This is a genomic window from Variovorax sp. P4_B10 (assembly GCF_056402375.1).
The window spans coordinates 1-17020 of record NZ_JBFUHN010000111.1 but is presented as its reverse complement, the minus strand read 5'-3'; the positions used below and the strand labels follow the sequence as shown (position 1 = coordinate 17020).

Here is a 17020-nt window from a genome sequence, read left to right as displayed (position 1 = left end):
GCCGAAGCCACCGCCGAACAACCCGCCCAGCGTGGCGCTGCGGTAGGTCGACGGCAAGCAGCGCATCTCCTGCCCCGTGGGCTTCGTCTGCTTCTCGAGCTCGCCGAGCCGGATGCCGGCCTGCGCACGCGCCACGCCGGGCCGCACCCACAGAAAGGCGTTGTAGCCCGTCATGTCGAGCACCACGCCGCCCGCGAGCGGCGTGGTCTGGCCGTAGTTGCCGGTGCCGCTGCCGCGGAGGGTGATCGGCACGCCGTGGCGTGCGCAGGCGCCCACCACGGCGCGGATCTCGTCCTCGGTGCGCGGACGCACGACCACGTCGGCGCGCTTGTCCTTCAGCTGGCGGTTGAGCACGGGGCTGAACCACGAGAAGTCCTGCGAGAGGCGCGTGACGCGGCTCTCGTCGGTGATCCAGTCGAGATCGGGCAGTTCGAGCAGCAGCTGTTCGATCGGGGGAATGGAAGCGTTCATGGTCGTCAATGTCAGTCCTGGGAAAGTTCGCTCGCATGCCACGAGCCCAGCGCCGCCTTGGTGAGCCAGGCCATCAGCGCGAAAAGCGCCACGCCGGTCAGCGAGATCAGCAGCAGGGCCGCGAACATGCGCGGAATGTTGAGCTGGAAGCCCGCCTGCAGGATCTGGTAGGCCAGCCCTGCGCCCGAGCCCCCGGTGCCCGCAACGAACTCGGCCACCACCGCGCCGATCAGCGCGAGACCGCTGGAGATGCGCAGCCCGCCGAAGAAGTACGGCAGCGCACTCGGAATGCGCAGCCGCACCAGCTGCTGCCAGCGCGTCGCGCGGTTCAGTTTGAAGTAGCTCTGCAGGTCGGGGTCGATGCTGCGCAGGCCCAGCGTGGTGTTGCTGATGATCRGAAACAGCGCCACCAGCGCGGCGCACACCGTCATCGCGGCCACCGGGTTCTTCACCCAGATGATGATCAGCGGCGCCACCGCGACGATGGGCGTCACCTGCAGCAGTACGGCATACGGAAAGAGCGCGGTCTCGATGCGCTTGCTCTGCACGAACAGGAACGAGATCAGCACCCCCGCCACCGTGGCCAGCGCGAAGGACAGCACCGTGATCTTGAGCGTGACCAGCAGCGCATTGCCCAGCGGCACCCAGTCGGTCACCAGCGTCTGCATCATCAGATAGGGCGAGGGCACGAGATACGGCGGCAGCTCCATCGCGACCACCATCCATTGCCACAGCGCCACCAGCACCACGCCGATCAGCACCGGGTAGAGCACGCGCTGCACGCGCGGCTGTTTCAGGAGAGGCGTGCCCTTCATCGCGCGTACGCCTCGTCGGTGGTGCTCGCGCGCAGCAGGCTGTCCTGCAGCCGCTTCGCATGGCGGGCGAACTCGGGCGTCACCATGAAGTCGGCGCTGCGCGGATAGGGCTCGTCGATCTGGAACTGCTCCACCACGCGTCCGGGGCGCGCGGCCATCATCACCACGCGGCTCGAGAGAAACACCGCCTCGTGGATCGAATGCGTCACGAAGATCACTGTGAGCTTCTTCTTGCGCCAGAGCTCGAGCAGGTCGGCATCGAGCTTGTGGCGCGTGATCTCGTCGAGCGCGCCGAAGGGCTCGTCCATCAGCAGCAGGTCGGGTTGCGTCACAAGCCCGCGTGCGATCGACACGCGCATCTGCATGCCGCCCGAGAGCGCACGCGGCAGCGCATCGGCGAACTTCTCGAGCCCCACCAGCGCTAGCGATTCCATCACGCGCGCATCGGCCTCCTTGCGCGGCACGCTCGCGAGGTCCAGCGGCAGCCGCACATTGGTCTGCACGCTGGCCCACGGCATCAACGTAGGCGACTGGAACACGAAGGACAGCTTGTGCGGGCAGTCGTGCAACTGCGCCACGGGCCTGCGCCAGACCAGCAGGCGGCCGTCGCTCGGCTCGAGCATGCCCGCCACCATCTTCAGCAGCGTGCTCTTGCCGCAGCCCGAGGGGCCGAGCAGCGTGACGAATTCGCCTTCGGCGATCGACAGGTCCACCGGCAGCAGCGCCTGCGTGCCGTTCGGGTAGGTCTTCTCGGCCGAGAGCACTTCTACCGCGGGCACGGCGTGCGCCGTCGGTGGCGCGAGGGTGTGGGGTTCGATGCGATTCATGGAAAGCAAAGGCTCAGGGCAGGACCTTGGCGTCCTTGACGAACTCGGTCGTGTAGGTCTTGGCCAGTTCGACCTTGGCCGGATCGAGCAGCTTGGCGGTCACAAGGAAGTCGTAGCTCGCCTTGGAGCGCGCATCGGTGATCACGCCGATGCCCAGCTTGGCCGCATCGCCGCCGGTGACCATGCCCATCTCCTTGAGCTTGGCCACGCTGTAGGCCAGCTGGTCGTCGGTCATGTTGGGGTTGTCCTTCTTGATCAGCGCATTGGCGGGCGCCGGGTCGGCGAGGTAGCTCTTCCAGCCCTCGGCCGAGGCCTTCACGAAGGCGGCGACCTGCTTGCTGCGCTCCTTCACCGTCTTCTCCATGCACGACACCGTGGTCGCGTACGCCGGGAAGCCGTGGTCGCTGAACATCAGCACCGTGCTCTTCACGCCGGCCTTCTGAATCGCGTAGGGCTCGGAGGTCAGGTAGCCCTGCTGCGCGGTGTTCTTGTCGGCCACGAAGGGCTGGATATTGAAGGTGTAGGGGCGGGTCTGTTCGTCGGTGAAGCCGAACTTGGCCTTCAGCCACGGCCAGTAGCCGCGGTTGGCCTGCGCGCCGATCAAGAGCGTCTTGCCCTTCAGGTCTTCGAACTTCTTCACGTCGTCGTGCGCGATCAGCACCTGCGGATCTTTCTGGAAGAAGGCCGCCACGTTGACCACCGGCACGCCGCCTTCGCGCACCTGCATCATCTGGATGTCGCTCGAACCCATGATGCAGTCGGCCTGGCCGGCCGCCATCATCTGCGTGATGTTGACCTGCGGGCCGCCCATCTTGATGGTCACGTCGAGCCCGTACTTCTTGTAGATGCCCTGCGCCACCGCCTGGTAGAAGCCGCCGTGCTCGGCCTGCGCGTACCAGTTGGTCATGTAGGTGAACTTGTCCTCGGCGCGTGCGGGTGCAACTGCGGTGAGCAGGGCGAGCGCGGCGGCGCCGGCCAGGGAAAGAGCGGGAGTACGCATGGTGAGAACCTCTCTAAGGCTGGATGGAAGAAATGAAAGAACGGGTCGATGCAAGGAGCGCGCCTCAGGCCGGCTCGAACGACTGCTGGATGAAGCCCTGCTGGTGGCCGCGCTCCCAGGTGGGTTCGTCGCGCACCACCCAGCGCAGCGCGTAGAGCTCGGTCAGCGCCTGTACCCAGCTGTCGGAGAGCGTGTCCAGGATCTCTTCGCCCTGTTCGCGCGTGGCGCTGGTCGGGTCGCCGATCACGCCGCTCGGGCCGAAGTCGCGCGCGGTCCAGGCGCAGGCCGGGCGGCCGTCGGCCGACAGCAGCTTGATCGGGAAGGGCGGCGGAAAATTGGCGGCCGCGCGCTCCATGTGCACCGTGTCGGGCGCGAGCGCGAGCATCAGCGCCGTTTCGGAATGGCCGGCGTGCATCGAGAGGCGTTTTTCCTGGTCGCTGATCTGCTTGCTCGATGCATTCGGCAGGCGCGACACGCCGTGCGGCACCACCACGAAGTCGCCATGCCGCAGGCGCAGCTCGCGCGCGGCCATCTCCAGCACCTGCGGCTGGCCGCCGTGGCCGTTGGCGAACAGCAGCTTGCGGAAGCCCGCGCGGTAGACCGACTCGCCGATCTCGGTCACCGTCGACAACAGCGTGGTGCCGGTGAGCGTCATCGTGCCGGGGAAGTGCAGATGCTCTTCCGACTTGCCATAGGTGATGGTTGGCAGCGCGAAGGCGCGCACCTCGGCCGGCAGCTTCTCGAGCGCCTTGCCCATCACGCCGGACGAGATCACGCTGTCGACCGAACAGGGCAGGTGCGGCCCGTGCTGCTCGATGGCGCCGCAGGGCAGCACGATGACCGTGTTCTCGCGGTCGGGCAGTGCGGCGATTTCGGTCCAGCTCAGGTAGGGCAGGAAACGGTGAGGCGGGATGTAGCCGTGGAGCATGGGTGTCCTTGTTAGCGGGGAAAGAAGGGCGTCGGGTCGCCGTGCGTCACGCCGCCTTCGCGCAGCACCACGCGGGTGGCGCTGCGCGAGGGCCAGCCGTGGCGGTCGGCCTGCGTGAACAGCACCAGGTCGGCTGTGGCGCCGACCAGCGTCGGCGTCGCCGGGGCGGGGGCGCGCTGCAGCCAGTCGCTGCGGCACAGCGCCTGCGACCAGGTGTCGAAGGGGTCGTCGAGCTGCGCCACCAGCGCGGCCGTGCCCAGCGCCTCGACCGGATCGAAGCTGCCGAGGCGGCAGAACGGGTCCTGCACGTTGTCGCTCGCGAACAGCAGCGGAATGCCGCGTTCGCGCGCTTCCTTCACGAGCGTGATGCCGCGTTGCCGCGGCGTGCGGCCGGTGACGGCGTCCTGCAGCAGCAGGTTGGTGGCGGGCAGCGAGACCACGGTGATCGGCGCGCGCGCCACCGCGTCGAGCGTGGCGAAGGCCTGCGCCTCGGGCTGCGCCGCGAGCGCGCAGATGTGGCCGCAGACCACGCGGCCTTCGAAGCCGATCTCGCGCAGGATGCGGGCGGTGGTCTGCAGGCCTGCCGCCGAGGCGTTGAGTTCCTCGTCGACGTGCAGGTCGATGTCGAGGTCGCAGGCCTGCGCCGCCACCAGCAGGTTGCGCAACGCGTTCTCGCTCCAGTTCGTGGAATGCACGAAGCCGCCGAGCAGCGCTTGCGGCCCCGTGGCCTTCACCTGCTTCGCGAGCCGCAAGGCTTGCGAGGCGTCTTCGAACAGCGGCAGCTTGATCAGGCCGACCTGCTCCAGCCGCACCTTGCCGGCCCATTCCTGCGCAAGCTCGGCCATCACCGGCCAGGCCAGCGGCACCGCCTCGGGCTCCCACCAGTCGACGTGCGTGCGCACATGCGTGGTGCCGCATTCCCAAGCCCACTGCAGGCCGCGCGAGGCGCGCTCGCGCACGTCGGCGGGGTTCCAGTGCACGCGGTCGCTGAGCATGGCGTCGATGGCGCCGAGCAGGCCCGGCTGCACCTCTTTCATGCGCGGCAACGTGAAGGCCTTGTCGAGGTGGGTGTGCGCATCGACGAAGCCCGGCAGCACGAGCGTGCCGGCGAGGTCCCAGCTGCCTGCGGGGCGCACGGCGTCGTCGGCGGCAGGCTGTACCGATTGCACGCGGCCGGCCTCGAGCGCAATGCGCGCCAGCACCGGCACGTCGTCACGCTGCGGCCAGCCCGAAGGCAGCAGCCAGCGCGGCAGCCGCGCGTTGTCGAGCAGTGCGGGCGCCTTCATGCGAAGCGCGCCATCGCGGTGCCGACCCGCGCCATGAAGCGCTTGAGCTGGGGTTCGGTCGCCACGTTCATGTGATAGTGGGCGTGGTAGTCCACGCGGGCGCGTCGGCCGGTGAGCCGCAGCATGTACCGCGTGACGATCTTGCGCGGCGGATCGCCCATGTACCAGGCCATCCAGCGCGGCCGGCCATAGGTGACCACGGCGCTGATGCGCCGGATGTGGGTGAGCATCGGCTTCACGTTGGCCGGGTCGCTGATGTCGAAGGCCACGCCCGGCATGAAGAGCCGGTCGAAGTAGCCCTTGAGCATGGCCGGAAGGCCGAAGCACCACGTCGGAAAGCAGAACACGATGCCCTCGGCCCACTGCAGCCGTTCCACGTAGGGCTTGAGCGGCAACTGGTTACCCGGTACCTCGTGGTAGCCGAGCCGCTCCTCGCGCGAGAGCACCGGATTGAAGCCTTCGGCGTAGAGGTCGCAGTCGTCCACCTCGTGCCCGGCGGCGCGCAGGTTCTTCAGCACCTCCTGGTGCAGGGCCGCATGGAAGCTGGTTTCGACCGGGTGGCAGTAGACGACGAGCACGCGCATGGTGTGTTTGACCGCTTAATCAGAGCAAGTGGTCAGGTTATGCAAGCGACGTGCCAGCGCGGGTGCACCGGTTTGGTTCTGTGTGGTAGTCTGGCAACATACGGTTACAAGACTCGTTCCCAATCTGGTTGAATTTCGTAACAAAAGTCGCGGAAATCTGCAAAAAAGCGACGAGAGACGGGCGGATCCGACTCTTTACGTAACATCAGCGCGCTCGTTCTTCTAATCGTTAACTAAAATTCGCATTCCCAAAGTTGTGAACTTTGGAATTCATTTTTTGCCCATTCGATTCACCGAGCCCCGTCTTCTTACATCTGTAGGCGTTTCCCATGAAAAAACTCTCTCTCATCGTTGCAGCGACACTTGCCGTCACTACCAGCGCTGTCTTGGCAGCAACGAGCCCGGCCACTGCCACGTTCCAGGTTCTGATCACTGTCAACAAGGCCTGTTCGGTCATCGCGGGTACCGCATCCAACATAGATTTCGGCGCGGTCGATTCCTCCGCCACCGGCTTGTCCGCTTCCAGCAACATCAGCGTGACCTGCTCCAAGTCGACGCCCTACAACGTCGGCCTGTTGCCCTCGAACAACAGCACCACCGGCGGCGGCGTGATGAGCCCCATCGTGGTCGGCCCCGACACCGTTGCCTACCAGCTCCGCTCGGTGAGCGCGACGGGTCCCGTCTGGGGCAGCACCGCCACGGCCACCGCAGTTGGCAACGGCGTGGCAGGCACCGGCACCGGCGCCGCTCAAACGATCCCGGTGTTCGCCACGGTCGCAAATGCCAACGTGACGCCTGGCGCCTACGCCGACACGGTGACGGTCCTGGTCAACTACTGATCGATTGCCAATGCACCACCTGCTGCGTTGCACCGTTGTTCTCGCGCTTGCCTTTGCGCATGCGGTCACATCGGCGAGCGGACTGCAGGTGTCTCCGGTCACGCTGACGCTGCAGGCCACGCAGAACGCCGACGGTCTTTGGCTCAGCAACACCGGCGACACCGTGGTGCACGCGCAGGTGCGGGTCTATCACTGGGCGCAGGAGAACGGCGCCGAAAAGCTGACGCCCTCGCGCGAATTGCTCGTCAGTCCGCCGATGGTGCAGTTGGCCCCATCCGACCGGCAGCTGATCCGTGTGATTCGCACGGGCGTTCCTGCCGGTACCGTCGAAGGTTCGTATCGAGTCATCATCGACGAGCTGCCGGTGGAGGTGAAGGAAAAGAAGGGCCTGCAGTTGGTGCTGCGCTATTCGGTGCCGATCTTCATTGCAGCCGCGGGCGCACAGTCGCCCGCGCCCCAACTCGCATGGTCGTTGCGCCGCGAGGAAGGCCAGGCGGTGCTCGAAGTGGCGAACAACGGCGGCATGCACGCCCAGCTCGCCGATCTGGAATTTGCCGATACGGTCGGCCGCCGCACGTCGGTGCATGCCGGCCTGATGGGCTACGTTTTGCCGGGCGCGCGCATGCGTTGGCCACTGAAGACTTCCGCGGAGGCTTTTGCCCTCGGCGGCATTCTGGAAACGAAGATCAATGGCAACGCGACGCAGGAAAACATCCCGCCGCTCCCACGCGCCCGCTGAACGCCTGCTGCCACTGCTGCTTCTTTCCGGTCTGATGTCTTTCGCCGCTCAGGCTGAGAATGCTGCAGCCGGCGCGAGCTCACTGGTGGCCGCGTCCACGGAAGGCGATCTGGCCGGCCCGAGCGGCAGCGACCTCTATCTGGAACTGAGCCTCAACGGCAATCCGCAGGGCCTGGTGCACTTTGGCCTGCGCGGACAGGAGCTGTGGGCCAGTGCCGCCACGCTGCGGCAGCTGGGCTTCGTGCTGCCGGTCGGCGTGTCCGACCCCGTGAGGCTCAAGAGCCTTCCCGGGGTGCAGGTCAAGTACGACACCGCGGTGCAGAGCGTCGCAATCCATGCCACCGCCGATGTGCTGCGCCTGCCCACGACGGTGGTCGACACGTCGACGGTCATCGTGCCGAAGGCCAGTGCTTCGCCCGGCTTGCTGCTCAACTACGACCTCTATGGCACGCAGGGCCGCGGCAACACGTCCAGCCTGAACGCGCTCACCGAACTGCGCGCGTTCAACGGAAGCTCGGTGCTCAGCAACACGCTGATGTCGCGCGCGGCCCGCATCGACGGCGACGGCTGGAGGCACGACTCGGTCCGACTCGACACCACCTGGAGCACGTCGTTCCCGGAGGAAATGCTGACCCTGCGCGTAGGCGACACCACTACGGCCGCACTGCCGTGGTCGCGCTCCACGCGGATCGGCGGCATCCAGCTCTCGCGCAATTTTGCGCTGCAGCCCTATCGCACGACCACCCCGCTGCCGGCCTTCCTGGGGTCGGCCACGCTGCCCTCGCAGGTGGAGCTCTACATCAACGGCATGCGCCAGTACACGGGCCGGGTGCCGGCGGGACCGTTCCAGCTCAACTCGGTTCCGAGCATCAACGGCGCGGGCAACGCCCAGGTGGTGCTCACGGATGCCTTCGGCCGTGCCACGACGCTCGATTTTTCGCTGTACGACACACAACGGCTGCTGGAGGCGGGCCTGTCCGACTGGTCTGTCGACCTGGGCATGGTGCGCAAGAACTACGGCCTGCGCTCGTTCGACTACGGCAGCGATCCTGCCGCCACCGGCGCCTGGCGCTACGGCGTGAGCAACAGCTTCACGCTGGAGGCGCACGGCGAGACCACCAAGGGGCTGATCAAGGGTGGCGTTGGCGGCGCCTGGCTGCTCGGCCAAAGCGGCGTGCTGGCGGGCGCGGTGGCGCACAGCAGTTACGGCGGCGAGCGGGGCTCGCTGCTCAACCTGGGCTACAGCTGGCGCGACAACCATTTCAATTTCACGGTCGAAGGCACCCGCACGCGCGGCGAATACCGCGACGTCGCATCGCTGTACGGCAGCGCGCCGCCGCGCGGCTCGGGCCGCGCATCGATCGGCTACACCACCGGCGGCTTCGGCAGCTTCGGCCTCAGCTACCTTTACCTGCGCTATCCGGCGCAGGAGGCAACGCGCCTGGCGAGCGCCTACTGGTTCATGTCGCTGGGGCGCAGCGCCTCGGTGAATGTGAGCCTCAACCAAAATCTCGACAAGCGGCGAGAACGCAGCCTTTTCGTCGGCTTCACCTGGGCGCTGGACGGCAAGGTCACGGCCAGCACCGGGCTCCAGCGCGACGGCGACCGCACCATCTACTCCGCCGACGCGCAGAGCTCGACGCCGAGCGAGGGCGGCATCGGCTGGCGCGCCGGCCTGCGCCAGGGCGGCGGCCAGAACGGCGGGCAGGCCGAGATCGACTACCTGGGCCGCTACGGCCGCGCGATGGCCGGCATCAGCGTGCTGGGCGACAGCCGCTATGCCTACGCCGGCGCCACCGGTTCGGTCGCGTTCATGGGCGGCCAGCCCTTCGCGGCCCGGCGCATCGACGATGCCTTCGCGGTGGTTTCCACCGATGGCATTGCCGGCGTGCCGGTGAGGCTGGAGAACCGGGACATCGGCACCACGGACGGCCACGGCATGCTGCTGGTGGCGCCGCTGCGCGCCTACCAGAACAACCAGCTGTCGATCGATCCGATGCAGTTGCCCGCCGACGTGAGGATCGAACGCGTGAAAACGGTTGCCACCCCGAGCGACCGCGCCGGCACGCTGGTGCGCTTTGGCATCACGCCGGTCAGCGCGGCCGCGCTCCTGCTGGTGGACGAGGCGGGCAAGCCGCTGCCGCTGGGCAGCCGCGTGCGCGCCAACGGACAGGGCGGCGAACCGGCGCTGGTCGGCTTCGACGGTGCGGTGTACCTCGAATCGCTCGAGCCGCGCAACACGCTCGACGTGCAGACGCCCGGCGGCCGTTGCCGGACCAGTTTCGACTATCGCAAGGACGGCGCCGGGATTCCGCAGATCGGACCGTTGCGCTGCACCAGGGAGGCCAAGACGCCATGAACCTTCTGACCCGCACCTTGCAGGCCCTGCGCCTGCCCTTGCTGTGCGCGCTGCTGTGGTGGCTGCCGGCGGGCAGTGCGCAGGCGGCGATCAGCTGCAATGCGACGATGACGAACATGGCTTTCGGCACGGTCGATCTGGTCGACGGGAGCACGCCGACGTCCCCCACCGCCACGCTGAACTACACCTGCACCAACAACGGCACCGCCGCCGAGGTCGTCAGGGTCTGTTTCAACATTGGCGACGGCGACGAAGGCCTCACGAACTTCAATCCGCGCGTCATGAAGAGCGGCACAAACACCTTGAAGTTTCAGCTCTATCAGGGGACGAGCAGCACTGTCTGGGGTTCGAGCGGCAACGCGGCGGTGCCGAATCCCTTCGTCGCCACGTTTACCGTTCCTCGCCGGATTTCTGGCAGCGTCCCGGGAAGCGCGTCGGGAAGCGCCACCATGCGGGGGGATTTGCTTGCTCTCCAGGGCACCGTACCTCCAGGCCTCTACCAAGACAACTTCAGCAGTGTTCACACCTCGATCACGCTCTCGTCGAGCACGTCCTCTACGCCGACGACGTGCAACACTTCGGCGTCGGACAACTTTCCCTTCGTGGTCACCGCGACCGTCGCCAAGAGCTGCCTGGTCACGGCCGATCCGCTGAACTTCGGCACCGTCGACGGCCTTCCGGGCGCCGCCGACAAGGACCAGGCCACCACGATCAGCGTCACCTGCACGACGCCTACCTCCTACACGGTCGCGCTGTCGCCATCCAATGGCGCGACGACCGGTGCCGGGGTGATGACGCCGACGGGCGGCGTGGCCGGCAACACGGACACGGTGGCCTATCGGCTCTACCGCGATGCCGCCCGCTCGAGCCCCTGGGGCAGCGTCACGGGGACCAACACCGTTGCGGGCACCGGCACCGGCCAGGCCCAGGCGCTGACCGTGTATGGCCGCGTTCTCGGCACCAGCGCCAACGTGCGGCCGGACAGCTACCGGGACGTCGTGACGGTCAGCGTGACCTACTGAGCTGCGCCGGCAGCGGCACCGACACGGGAAAGCCTGCTGGCAAATTGCAGGCAATGCGCGAAGAATAGCGCCCGGGTTACCTTCATTTTCCCGCGACTCTGCCGATAAACCAGGCAGGGCATCGGTGCGATGCTCTCCACCTGGGTTGCGACGAGAGGAGTTCCCATGTCCGGAAACAGGCGCTCTGCAAGGGCGACCGCGCTGCGATCGCTGCGAACGGCACCACCCCTGGCCGCCGTCGGCATGCTGCTGCTCTTGCTGCCGTTGCGGCTCAGTTCCGCGGAGCCGCAGCGCGACATGAACAGCGCCACGGGCCGGTTCAACCTGACGATGGTCGTTCTTCCGACCTTCAAGGTGCTCGAGGTCAGACCCGTGAAGGGCGGGCATGAGTACCGCGTCTGGACCAACATGACGTCGGTGCTCATCAAGGGGCGCGAGTACCGGTTCGACAAGATCGGAGAAACGACGTTCACGGTGGCTGGCACCGATGCTGATGGCCGCGACAGCCTCGGCCCCGCCTGGCGCGGCGCGATCGGTGCGATGGCGGCGATCACGGGCGGCGCTCCGTCGCAGGCCGCAACCGCTGCGGCCGGTGACGGCAGCCACGCGATGCGGGTGACGGTTACTTACTAGGGGGCCGGCCCCGATCGCGACCCAGTCGCCGCTGGTGATGTCGCCGGGCGTAAATACCGCTTCGCACGCCTCGGCGAGAACACGCTGAGCCTGCGCATCCTTTTGCCAGGCCCGAACGTCCTTGTCGTATGTCCCGCGACCAAGGAAACCACCGTGGCCACTGCCGCCCCCCTGTCTGACAGCACCCCCCATGAAGCCACCCGAAGACGCTGGGTCCTCGCGCTGGCGTCCCTGGCTTCTTTCATGATCGCGCTGGACGCCCTGGTCGTCACGACCGCGCTGAGCGCGATCCGGCAGGACCTCGGCGCGCCGATCGAAGCGCTCGAATGGATCGTCAACGCCTACAACCTGAGCTTTGCCGTGCTGCTCATGACCGGCGCGGCGCTCGGCGACCGCTTCGGGCGCCGGCGCATGCTGGCCGCGGGCCTCGCGATCTTCGTGCTGGCCTCGGCCGCCTGCGCGATGGCGGGCAGCGCCGCCTGGCTGATCGCCGCGCGCGCCGTGCAGGGGGCCGGCGCGGCGTTGACGATGCCATTGGCGATGGCGCTGCTGAGCGCGGCCTTTCCCAAGGAAACGCGGGCCAGGGCGCTCGGCATCTTCGGCAGCGTCACCGGGCTGGCCCTGATCGTCGGGCCGGCCGCGGGCGGTGCGGTGGCCCAGGGCCTGGCGTGGCCATGGATCTTCTGGATCAACATCCCCGTGGGCCTGGTCGTCATTCCGCTCGTGCTGCGCCGGGTTCCGGAGAGCCGCGGACCGGCCGCCGCGCTCGACTTCTCCGGCGTGCTGCTTGCCGCCGGCGCGGTCCTCGGTGCGGTGTGGGGATTGACGCGCGGGCACACGGCCGGCTGGGCCAGCCTCGAAGTGGCCGGGTCGCTGGCGGCCGGCGTGCTGCTGGCCACCGGCTTCGTCGCACGGGAGCGGCGGGCGCGAGACCCCATGCTCCCGCTCGGGCTGTTCCGCTCGCGCGCCTTCTCTGCGGGCATCGCGGCGAGCTTTCTTTTCTACGCGCCGATGTACGGCACGGTGTTCTTCCTGCCGCAGTTCCTGCAGGCGCAGGGCGCCGGCCCGCTCGGTGCAGGGCTGCGCCTGCTTCCATGGACGGCCACGCTGTTCGTGGTCGCGCCCTTCGCCGGCGGTCTGGTGAACCGCTGGGGCGAGCGTCCGCTGGTGGTGTGCGGCGTGCTGCTGCAGGCCCTCGGCAGCGCCTGGATCGCGCTGATCGCGGCGCCCGATCTTCCCTATGCCCACCTGGTCCCGCCGCTGATCGCCGCCGGCGCCGGTGTCTCGATGGCCATGCCCGCAGCCCAGAACGCCGTGCTGAGCGCGGTGGCGCCCGCCGAGATCGGCAAGGCGTCCGGCACATTCAACATGTTCCGCTATCTCGGCGGCATGTTCGGCATCGCGCTGCTCGTCGAAGTGTTTGCGCAGTCCGGCAGCCTCGCTTCGCCCCAGGTCTTCAGCCACGGGTTCGCGTGGGCGATGGGGGCCGGGTCTGCGCTGTCGGTGCTGGCCGCGCTCGCGGCCTGGCGGCTTCCCGCGAAAGACAACAAGCTGCAAACTGTTCAGGCCCCTGCCTGAGAAAGGACTGCGATCATGAAACGCATGGTGCAATACAAGGTCAAGGCCGACCGGGTGGCCGAGAACGAGGGCTATGTCCGCGCGGTGTACGAAGCGCTCCATCAAGCCAGGCCGCCGGGCCTGCGCTACGCGACCTTCCGGCTCGCCGACGGGGCGAGCTTCATTCATCTCGTCTCGCATGACGCCGCTGACGGCGCCAACGCCTTGACGGCACTCCCTGCGTTCAAGGCGTTCACCGCGGGAATCCGGGAGCGCTGCGAAGTGCCGCCGGTCACCGTGGAACTGGAGGAGATCGGGTCCTATGGATTCTTCGGCGAGTGAAACGACAGGCCGCGTGGATGGCGCCATGGAGGCGTCGATCCTCGGCACGCTGGAAGAGGCCCGCCGGCAGTTCCTCGCGCTCGTGGACGATGTGCGGCCCGAGCTGCACCGCTACTGCACGCGCATGACCGGCTCGGTCGCCGACGGCGAAGACGTGGTCCAGGACACGCTGGCGCGCGCCTACTACCAGTTGTCGGAACAGAAGGAACTGCCGCCGCTGCGCCCCTGGCTGTTCCGCATCGCCCACAACCGGGCGATCGACCGCTGGCGGCACGATGCGTATCGCGTGGCCGAGCCGCTCGATGCCGCGTCGGAGCTCGCGGCCGACGAAGCCTTCGAACCCGACCACGCGCTGGCACGCCATCAGGCCGTGCACGCGGCCATTTCATGCTTCCTGCAACTCGCCCCGGCGCAGCGCGGCTGCGTGATCCTCAAGGACGTGCTGGACCACTCGCTCGACGAGATCGCCAGCGAACTCGAACTGAGCGTGCCCGCCGTCAAGGCCGCGCTGCACCGTGGCCGCGCGCTGCTGCGCCAGTTGCCGGAAGCCGCGCCCTCCAGCTCGCCTGTGCGTGCGTTCCAGCCGGCGCTGCTGCGCTATGCGAGCCTCTTCAACGCCCACGACTGGGACGGCGTTCGCGCGATGCTTGCCGACGAGGTCAGGCTCGACGTCGTGTCGCGACGCAAGGCGGCAGGCCGCCGCGAGGTGGCGCTCTATTTCACCAACTATGCAAAGCTCGCCGACTGGCACCTGGTGCCGGGCTGGCTCGACGGCCGCGAGGTGCTGGCGGTTTTTTCCGCGCCGGGCGCCGCGCGGCCGAGCTACTTCGTCGAGCTCGCGCTGTCGGAAGACCGTGTCACCGCGATCCGCGATTTCCGCCACGTGCGCTACATCGCGCAGGAGGCGGCGATCGCGTTCGGCCAGGCAGGGGACGCGGCGCCGCGGCAGGCCTGAACTGCCGGCGCGGAACGGCCAGGCGAGTCACCCGTTGCCCGTGTGCCGCCAGCGCCGCATCGACGATCAGTTCGCGGGTGTTGAAGGCCAGCCGTCCCGACACCTGGACATGTGCGGGTCGACCCGCGCCCAGGGCGCCCGCGCGCACGACGAGAGCGTACGTGACGTTCGAGCCCGGCGGCGGGCACGGCCTGGCACATCCACCCGATCGGGGAGACGCCGATCGCGGCGGGGTAACCTGTCGCCATGGATTCCCTGATCGCCGCCTCCGCGCGTGCCCTCGCCGCCGGCGATGCGCTCGGCGCCCTCAAGCGGGTCGCCCTGCGCGATGACCCGCCGGCGCTGGCCCTGCGCGGCATCGCCATGGCCCAGCTCGGCGAGCACCCGCGCGCCCGCGAACTGCTGCGGCGCGCCGCCCGCGGCTTCGGCGCCCACGAGGAGCTGGCGCGTGCGCGCTGCGTCGTCGCCGAGGCCGAGGTGGCGATGGCCATGCGCGACCTCGGCGGTTCGCCGCGCGCGCTCGCGGCGGCCTCGGTCACGCTCGAAGCGCACGCCGATCTCCCCAACGCGCTGCAGGCGCGGCTCATCGCCGCGCGCCGTCTTCTGCTGCTCGGCCGCCTCGGCGAGGCGGCCGCCGCGCTGGCGCTGCTCGATGGGCACGCCCTGCCGCCGGCGCTGGCGGCAGTGGCCGCGCTGACCACTGCCGAACTGGCGCTGCGCTCGCTGCGCATCGGCCCGGCGCGGGCGGCGCTTGCCCGCGCGCACGAGGCGGCCGATCGCGCGCGCGTGCCGGCGCTCGCGGCCGAGGTGGCGGAGGCGCAGGCTGCGCTCGATCGTCCCGCCGCCCGGCGGCTTTTTCCCGGCGGCGAGCAGGCGTTGCTCCTCGACGAGGTCGCGGCGCTCCTGGCCTCGGACGCGCTGGTGGTCGACGCCTGCCGCCGCGGGGTGGGCGCCGGCGACGCGTGGCGGCCGCTGGCGCGCCGGCCGGTGCTGTTCGCCCTGGCGCGTGCGCTCGCCGAGGCGTGGCCCGGCGACGCCGACCGGGAAGCCTTGATTGCCTACGCGTTCAACACCCGCCACCCCGACGAGACGCTTCGCGCGCGCCTGCGGGTCGAGATCGGCCGCTTGCGCGCGCTAGTCGCGGCGCAGGCGGGCATCGAGGCCACCGCGCGCGGCTTTGCCCTCAGGCCGCGCGACGGGCGCGAGGTGGTCGTGCTGGCGCCGCCCATCGACGGCGACCAGGCCTCGCTGGTGGCGCTGCTGTCCGACGGCGCGGCCTGGTCGACCTCGGCCCTGGCGCTGGCCCTGGGCGCCAGCCAGCGCACCGTGCAGCGCGCGCTCGCCGAGCTCGAGGCCGAGGGGCGGGTGCGCTCGCTCGGGCGGGCGCGGGCGCAGCGCTGGCTGTCGCCGCCGCTGGCGGGATTCACGACGATCTTGTTACTCCCCGCTGCGCTCCCGATTGAATAGAGTTGTCTCCAACGCGCCGATCCGAGGCGCACCACAAGGAGCCAACGATGACCAGCAAGACCAGCAGCAGGAACGACAGCCCCCAGGCCACGGTGCGTGTGGCCGAGATCGTGCGCGAGTACGGCCCCTTCGCCGGCGTCGACAAGGTGGGCGGCGTGACCCACGACGGCCAGCGCGTCTGGGCCGCCACCGGCGCCCGGCTGATCGCCTTCGACCCCGAGAGCGGCGAACACACCCGCACGCTGGACCGTGCGGCCGATGCCGGCACTGCCTTCGACGGCAAGCACCTGTACCAGATCGCCGAGCAGCGCATCGACAAGATTGACCCCGCCACCGGCGACGTGCTGAAGTCGATTCCCGCGCCCGGCCACGGGAGCGACTCCGGGCTCACCTGGGCCGAGGGCAGCCTCTGGGTGGGGCAGTACCGTGATCGCAAGATCCACCAGATCGATCCCGCGACCGGTGCGGTGCTGCGCACCATCGAATCGAACCGCTTCGTCACCGGCGTGACCTGGGTCGACGGCGAGCTGTGGCATGCCACCTGGGAAGGCGACGAGAGCGAGCTGCGCCACATCGACCCGCAGAGTGGCGCGGTGCTCGAACGGCTTGAGATGCCGCGCGGCGTGAACATCAGCGGGCTCGAGTCCGACGGGGCCGACCTTTTCTATTGCGGCGGCGGAGGCAGCGGCAAGGTCCGCGCCGTGCGGCGTCCGAAAGCCGCCAGGGCCTGACCCCCGCCCCAGCGCGCCAGGCGAAGACACCTTCGCGCTGACAACCCCTTTCGGTCTGCCGACCGAAGACGAGCGCGCCGGCCACCAGGGCAGGTGATGCCGCGCATGGACGAACCTCGAACGGCTCATCGAGCCAAAGGAGAACCTCATGAACACCGCCATTGCAGAAACAAGCACAGTGAACCATCCCGTCGTGTCGAAGGACCGATGGGTCGCCCAGCGCAAGGCGCTGCTGGCGCGCGAAAAGGAACTGACCCACCTGCGCGACCAGATCGCCCGCGAGCGCCGCGCACTGCCGTGGACGCGTGTCGAGAAGAACTACACCTTCGACGCACCCGAGGGCCGCCGCGCGCTCGCCGACCTCTTCGAAGGCCGCCGCCAGCTGCTGGTGCAGCACTTCATGCTGGGCCCGGAATGGGAGCAAGGCTGCCCGAGCTGCTCGTTCATGGCCGATCACATCGAAGG

18 protein-coding genes are annotated in these 17020 nt (G+C 68.7%); 11 read left to right on the top strand and 7 right to left on the bottom strand.

Going from position 1 to position 17020, the window contains the following annotated elements; all coding sequences use genetic code 11:
• The 7 genes from AC1DXX_RS30660 to AC1DXX_RS30630 form a co-directional block, all read right to left on the bottom strand.
• The coding region (locus AC1DXX_RS30660; protein WP_478137975.1) for an FAD-binding oxidoreductase at positions 1-471 on the bottom strand (471 nt) is incomplete at its 3' end.
• 11 nt (positions 472-482) lie between these two features.
• Entirely contained in the window at positions 483-1286 is an 804-nt protein-coding gene (locus AC1DXX_RS30655) for an ABC transporter permease (RefSeq protein WP_478137974.1), read from the bottom strand.
• Positions 1283-2113: an ABC transporter ATP-binding protein gene (locus AC1DXX_RS30650; RefSeq protein ID WP_478137973.1), complete on the bottom strand. Its 831-nt coding sequence runs from the start codon at positions 2111-2113 to the stop codon at positions 1283-1285. The genes AC1DXX_RS30655 and AC1DXX_RS30650 overlap by 4 nt, the downstream gene beginning before the upstream one ends.
• 13 nt (positions 2114-2126) lie before the next feature.
• Positions 2127-3113, bottom strand: coding sequence for an ABC transporter substrate-binding protein (locus AC1DXX_RS30645; protein ID WP_478137972.1), 987 nt, complete (start codon positions 3111-3113; stop codon positions 2127-2129).
• Between the two features lie 64 nt (positions 3114-3177).
• Entirely contained in the window at positions 3178-4041 is an 864-nt protein-coding gene (locus AC1DXX_RS30640; RefSeq protein ID WP_478137971.1) for a creatininase family protein, read from the bottom strand.
• Between the two features lie 11 nt (positions 4042-4052).
• Entirely contained in the window at positions 4053-5327 is a 1275-nt protein-coding gene (locus tag AC1DXX_RS30635) for an amidohydrolase family protein (protein ID WP_478137970.1), read from the bottom strand.
• Positions 5324-5911, bottom strand: coding sequence for an NAD(P)H-dependent oxidoreductase (locus AC1DXX_RS30630; protein ID WP_478137969.1), 588 nt, complete (start codon positions 5909-5911; stop codon positions 5324-5326). Before AC1DXX_RS30630 ends, AC1DXX_RS30635 begins: the two co-directional genes overlap by 4 nt.
• Positions 5912-6240: 329 nt before the next feature.
• Between AC1DXX_RS30630 and AC1DXX_RS30625 the strand changes: the two genes are divergently transcribed.
• From AC1DXX_RS30625 to AC1DXX_RS30575, 11 genes are all read left to right on the top strand, one after another.
• On the top strand, positions 6241-6750 hold the full coding sequence (locus tag AC1DXX_RS30625; protein WP_478137968.1) for a Csu type fimbrial protein: 510 nt from the start codon (positions 6241-6243) through the stop codon (positions 6748-6750).
• A 10-nt stretch (positions 6751-6760) separates the two neighbouring features.
• Positions 6761-7489: a fimbrial biogenesis chaperone gene (locus AC1DXX_RS30620; protein WP_478137967.1), complete on the top strand. Its 729-nt coding sequence runs from the start codon at positions 6761-6763 to the stop codon at positions 7487-7489.
• 85 nt (positions 7490-7574) lie between these two features.
• A complete protein-coding gene (locus AC1DXX_RS30615; protein ID WP_478137966.1) occupies positions 7575-9848 on the top strand; it encodes a fimbria/pilus outer membrane usher protein in 2274 nt (757 codons plus the stop codon).
• Positions 9845-10870 (top strand): Csu type fimbrial protein, encoded by a 1026-nt coding sequence (locus AC1DXX_RS30610; RefSeq protein ID WP_478137965.1) that lies wholly within the window; start codon positions 9845-9847, stop codon positions 10868-10870. The genes AC1DXX_RS30615 and AC1DXX_RS30610 overlap by 4 nt, the downstream gene beginning before the upstream one ends.
• Positions 10871-11113: 243 nt before the next feature.
• Positions 11114-11503 (top strand): hypothetical protein, encoded by a 390-nt coding sequence (locus AC1DXX_RS30605; protein ID WP_478137964.1) that lies wholly within the window; start codon positions 11114-11116, stop codon positions 11501-11503.
• Between the two features lie 153 nt (positions 11504-11656).
• Positions 11657-13081 (top strand): MFS transporter, encoded by a 1425-nt coding sequence (locus AC1DXX_RS30600; protein ID WP_478137963.1) that lies wholly within the window; start codon positions 11657-11659, stop codon positions 13079-13081.
• Between the two features lie 15 nt (positions 13082-13096).
• Positions 13097-13402, top strand: coding sequence for a hypothetical protein (locus AC1DXX_RS30595; protein ID WP_478137962.1), 306 nt, complete (start codon positions 13097-13099; stop codon positions 13400-13402).
• Complete coding sequence (locus tag AC1DXX_RS30590) at positions 13383-14357, top strand: RNA polymerase sigma factor (protein ID WP_478137961.1); 975 nt, start codon at positions 13383-13385, stop codon at positions 14355-14357. Before AC1DXX_RS30595 ends, AC1DXX_RS30590 begins: the two co-directional genes overlap by 20 nt.
• Positions 14358-14603: 246 nt before the next feature.
• Entirely contained in the window at positions 14604-15824 is a 1221-nt protein-coding gene (locus AC1DXX_RS30585) for a helix-turn-helix domain-containing protein (RefSeq protein ID WP_478137960.1), read from the top strand.
• A 47-nt stretch (positions 15825-15871) separates the two neighbouring features.
• A complete protein-coding gene (locus AC1DXX_RS30580) occupies positions 15872-16555 on the top strand; it encodes a Vgb family protein (RefSeq protein WP_478137959.1) in 684 nt (227 codons plus the stop codon).
• 148 nt (positions 16556-16703) lie between these two features.
• Positions 16704-17020, top strand: a 317-nt coding sequence (locus AC1DXX_RS30575; RefSeq protein WP_478137958.1) for a DUF899 family protein, incomplete at its 3' end; no start/stop codon positions are given.

Coding starts and splice junctions, on each gene's coding strand:
- AC1DXX_RS30595 (WP_478137962.1), top strand. CDS start 13,097: ATGAAACGCATGGTGCAATACAAGGTCAAGGCCGACCGGGTGGCCGAG.
- AC1DXX_RS30650 (WP_478137973.1), bottom strand. CDS start 2,113: ATGAATCGCATCGAACCCCACACCCTCGCGCCACCGACGGCGCACGCC.
- AC1DXX_RS30605 (WP_478137964.1), top strand. CDS start 11,114: ATGCTGCTGCTCTTGCTGCCGTTGCGGCTCAGTTCCGCGGAGCCGCAG.
- AC1DXX_RS30635 (WP_478137970.1), bottom strand. CDS start 5,327: ATGAAGGCGCCCGCACTGCTCGACAACGCGCGGCTGCCGCGCTGGCTG.
- AC1DXX_RS30640 (WP_478137971.1), bottom strand. CDS start 4,041: ATGCTCCACGGCTACATCCCGCCTCACCGTTTCCTGCCCTACCTGAGC.
- AC1DXX_RS30620 (WP_478137967.1), top strand. CDS start 6,761: ATGCACCACCTGCTGCGTTGCACCGTTGTTCTCGCGCTTGCCTTTGCG.
- AC1DXX_RS30625 (WP_478137968.1), top strand. CDS start 6,241: ATGAAAAAACTCTCTCTCATCGTTGCAGCGACACTTGCCGTCACTACC.
- AC1DXX_RS30580 (WP_478137959.1), top strand. CDS start 15,872: ATGACCAGCAAGACCAGCAGCAGGAACGACAGCCCCCAGGCCACGGTG.
- AC1DXX_RS30645 (WP_478137972.1), bottom strand. CDS start 3,113: ATGCGTACTCCCGCTCTTTCCCTGGCCGGCGCCGCCGCGCTCGCCCTG.
- AC1DXX_RS30590 (WP_478137961.1), top strand. CDS start 13,383: ATGGATTCTTCGGCGAGTGAAACGACAGGCCGCGTGGATGGCGCCATG.
- AC1DXX_RS30630 (WP_478137969.1), bottom strand. CDS start 5,911: ATGCGCGTGCTCGTCGTCTACTGCCACCCGGTCGAAACCAGCTTCCAT.
- AC1DXX_RS30610 (WP_478137965.1), top strand. CDS start 9,845: ATGAACCTTCTGACCCGCACCTTGCAGGCCCTGCGCCTGCCCTTGCTG.
- AC1DXX_RS30585 (WP_478137960.1), top strand. CDS start 14,604: ATGGATTCCCTGATCGCCGCCTCCGCGCGTGCCCTCGCCGCCGGCGAT.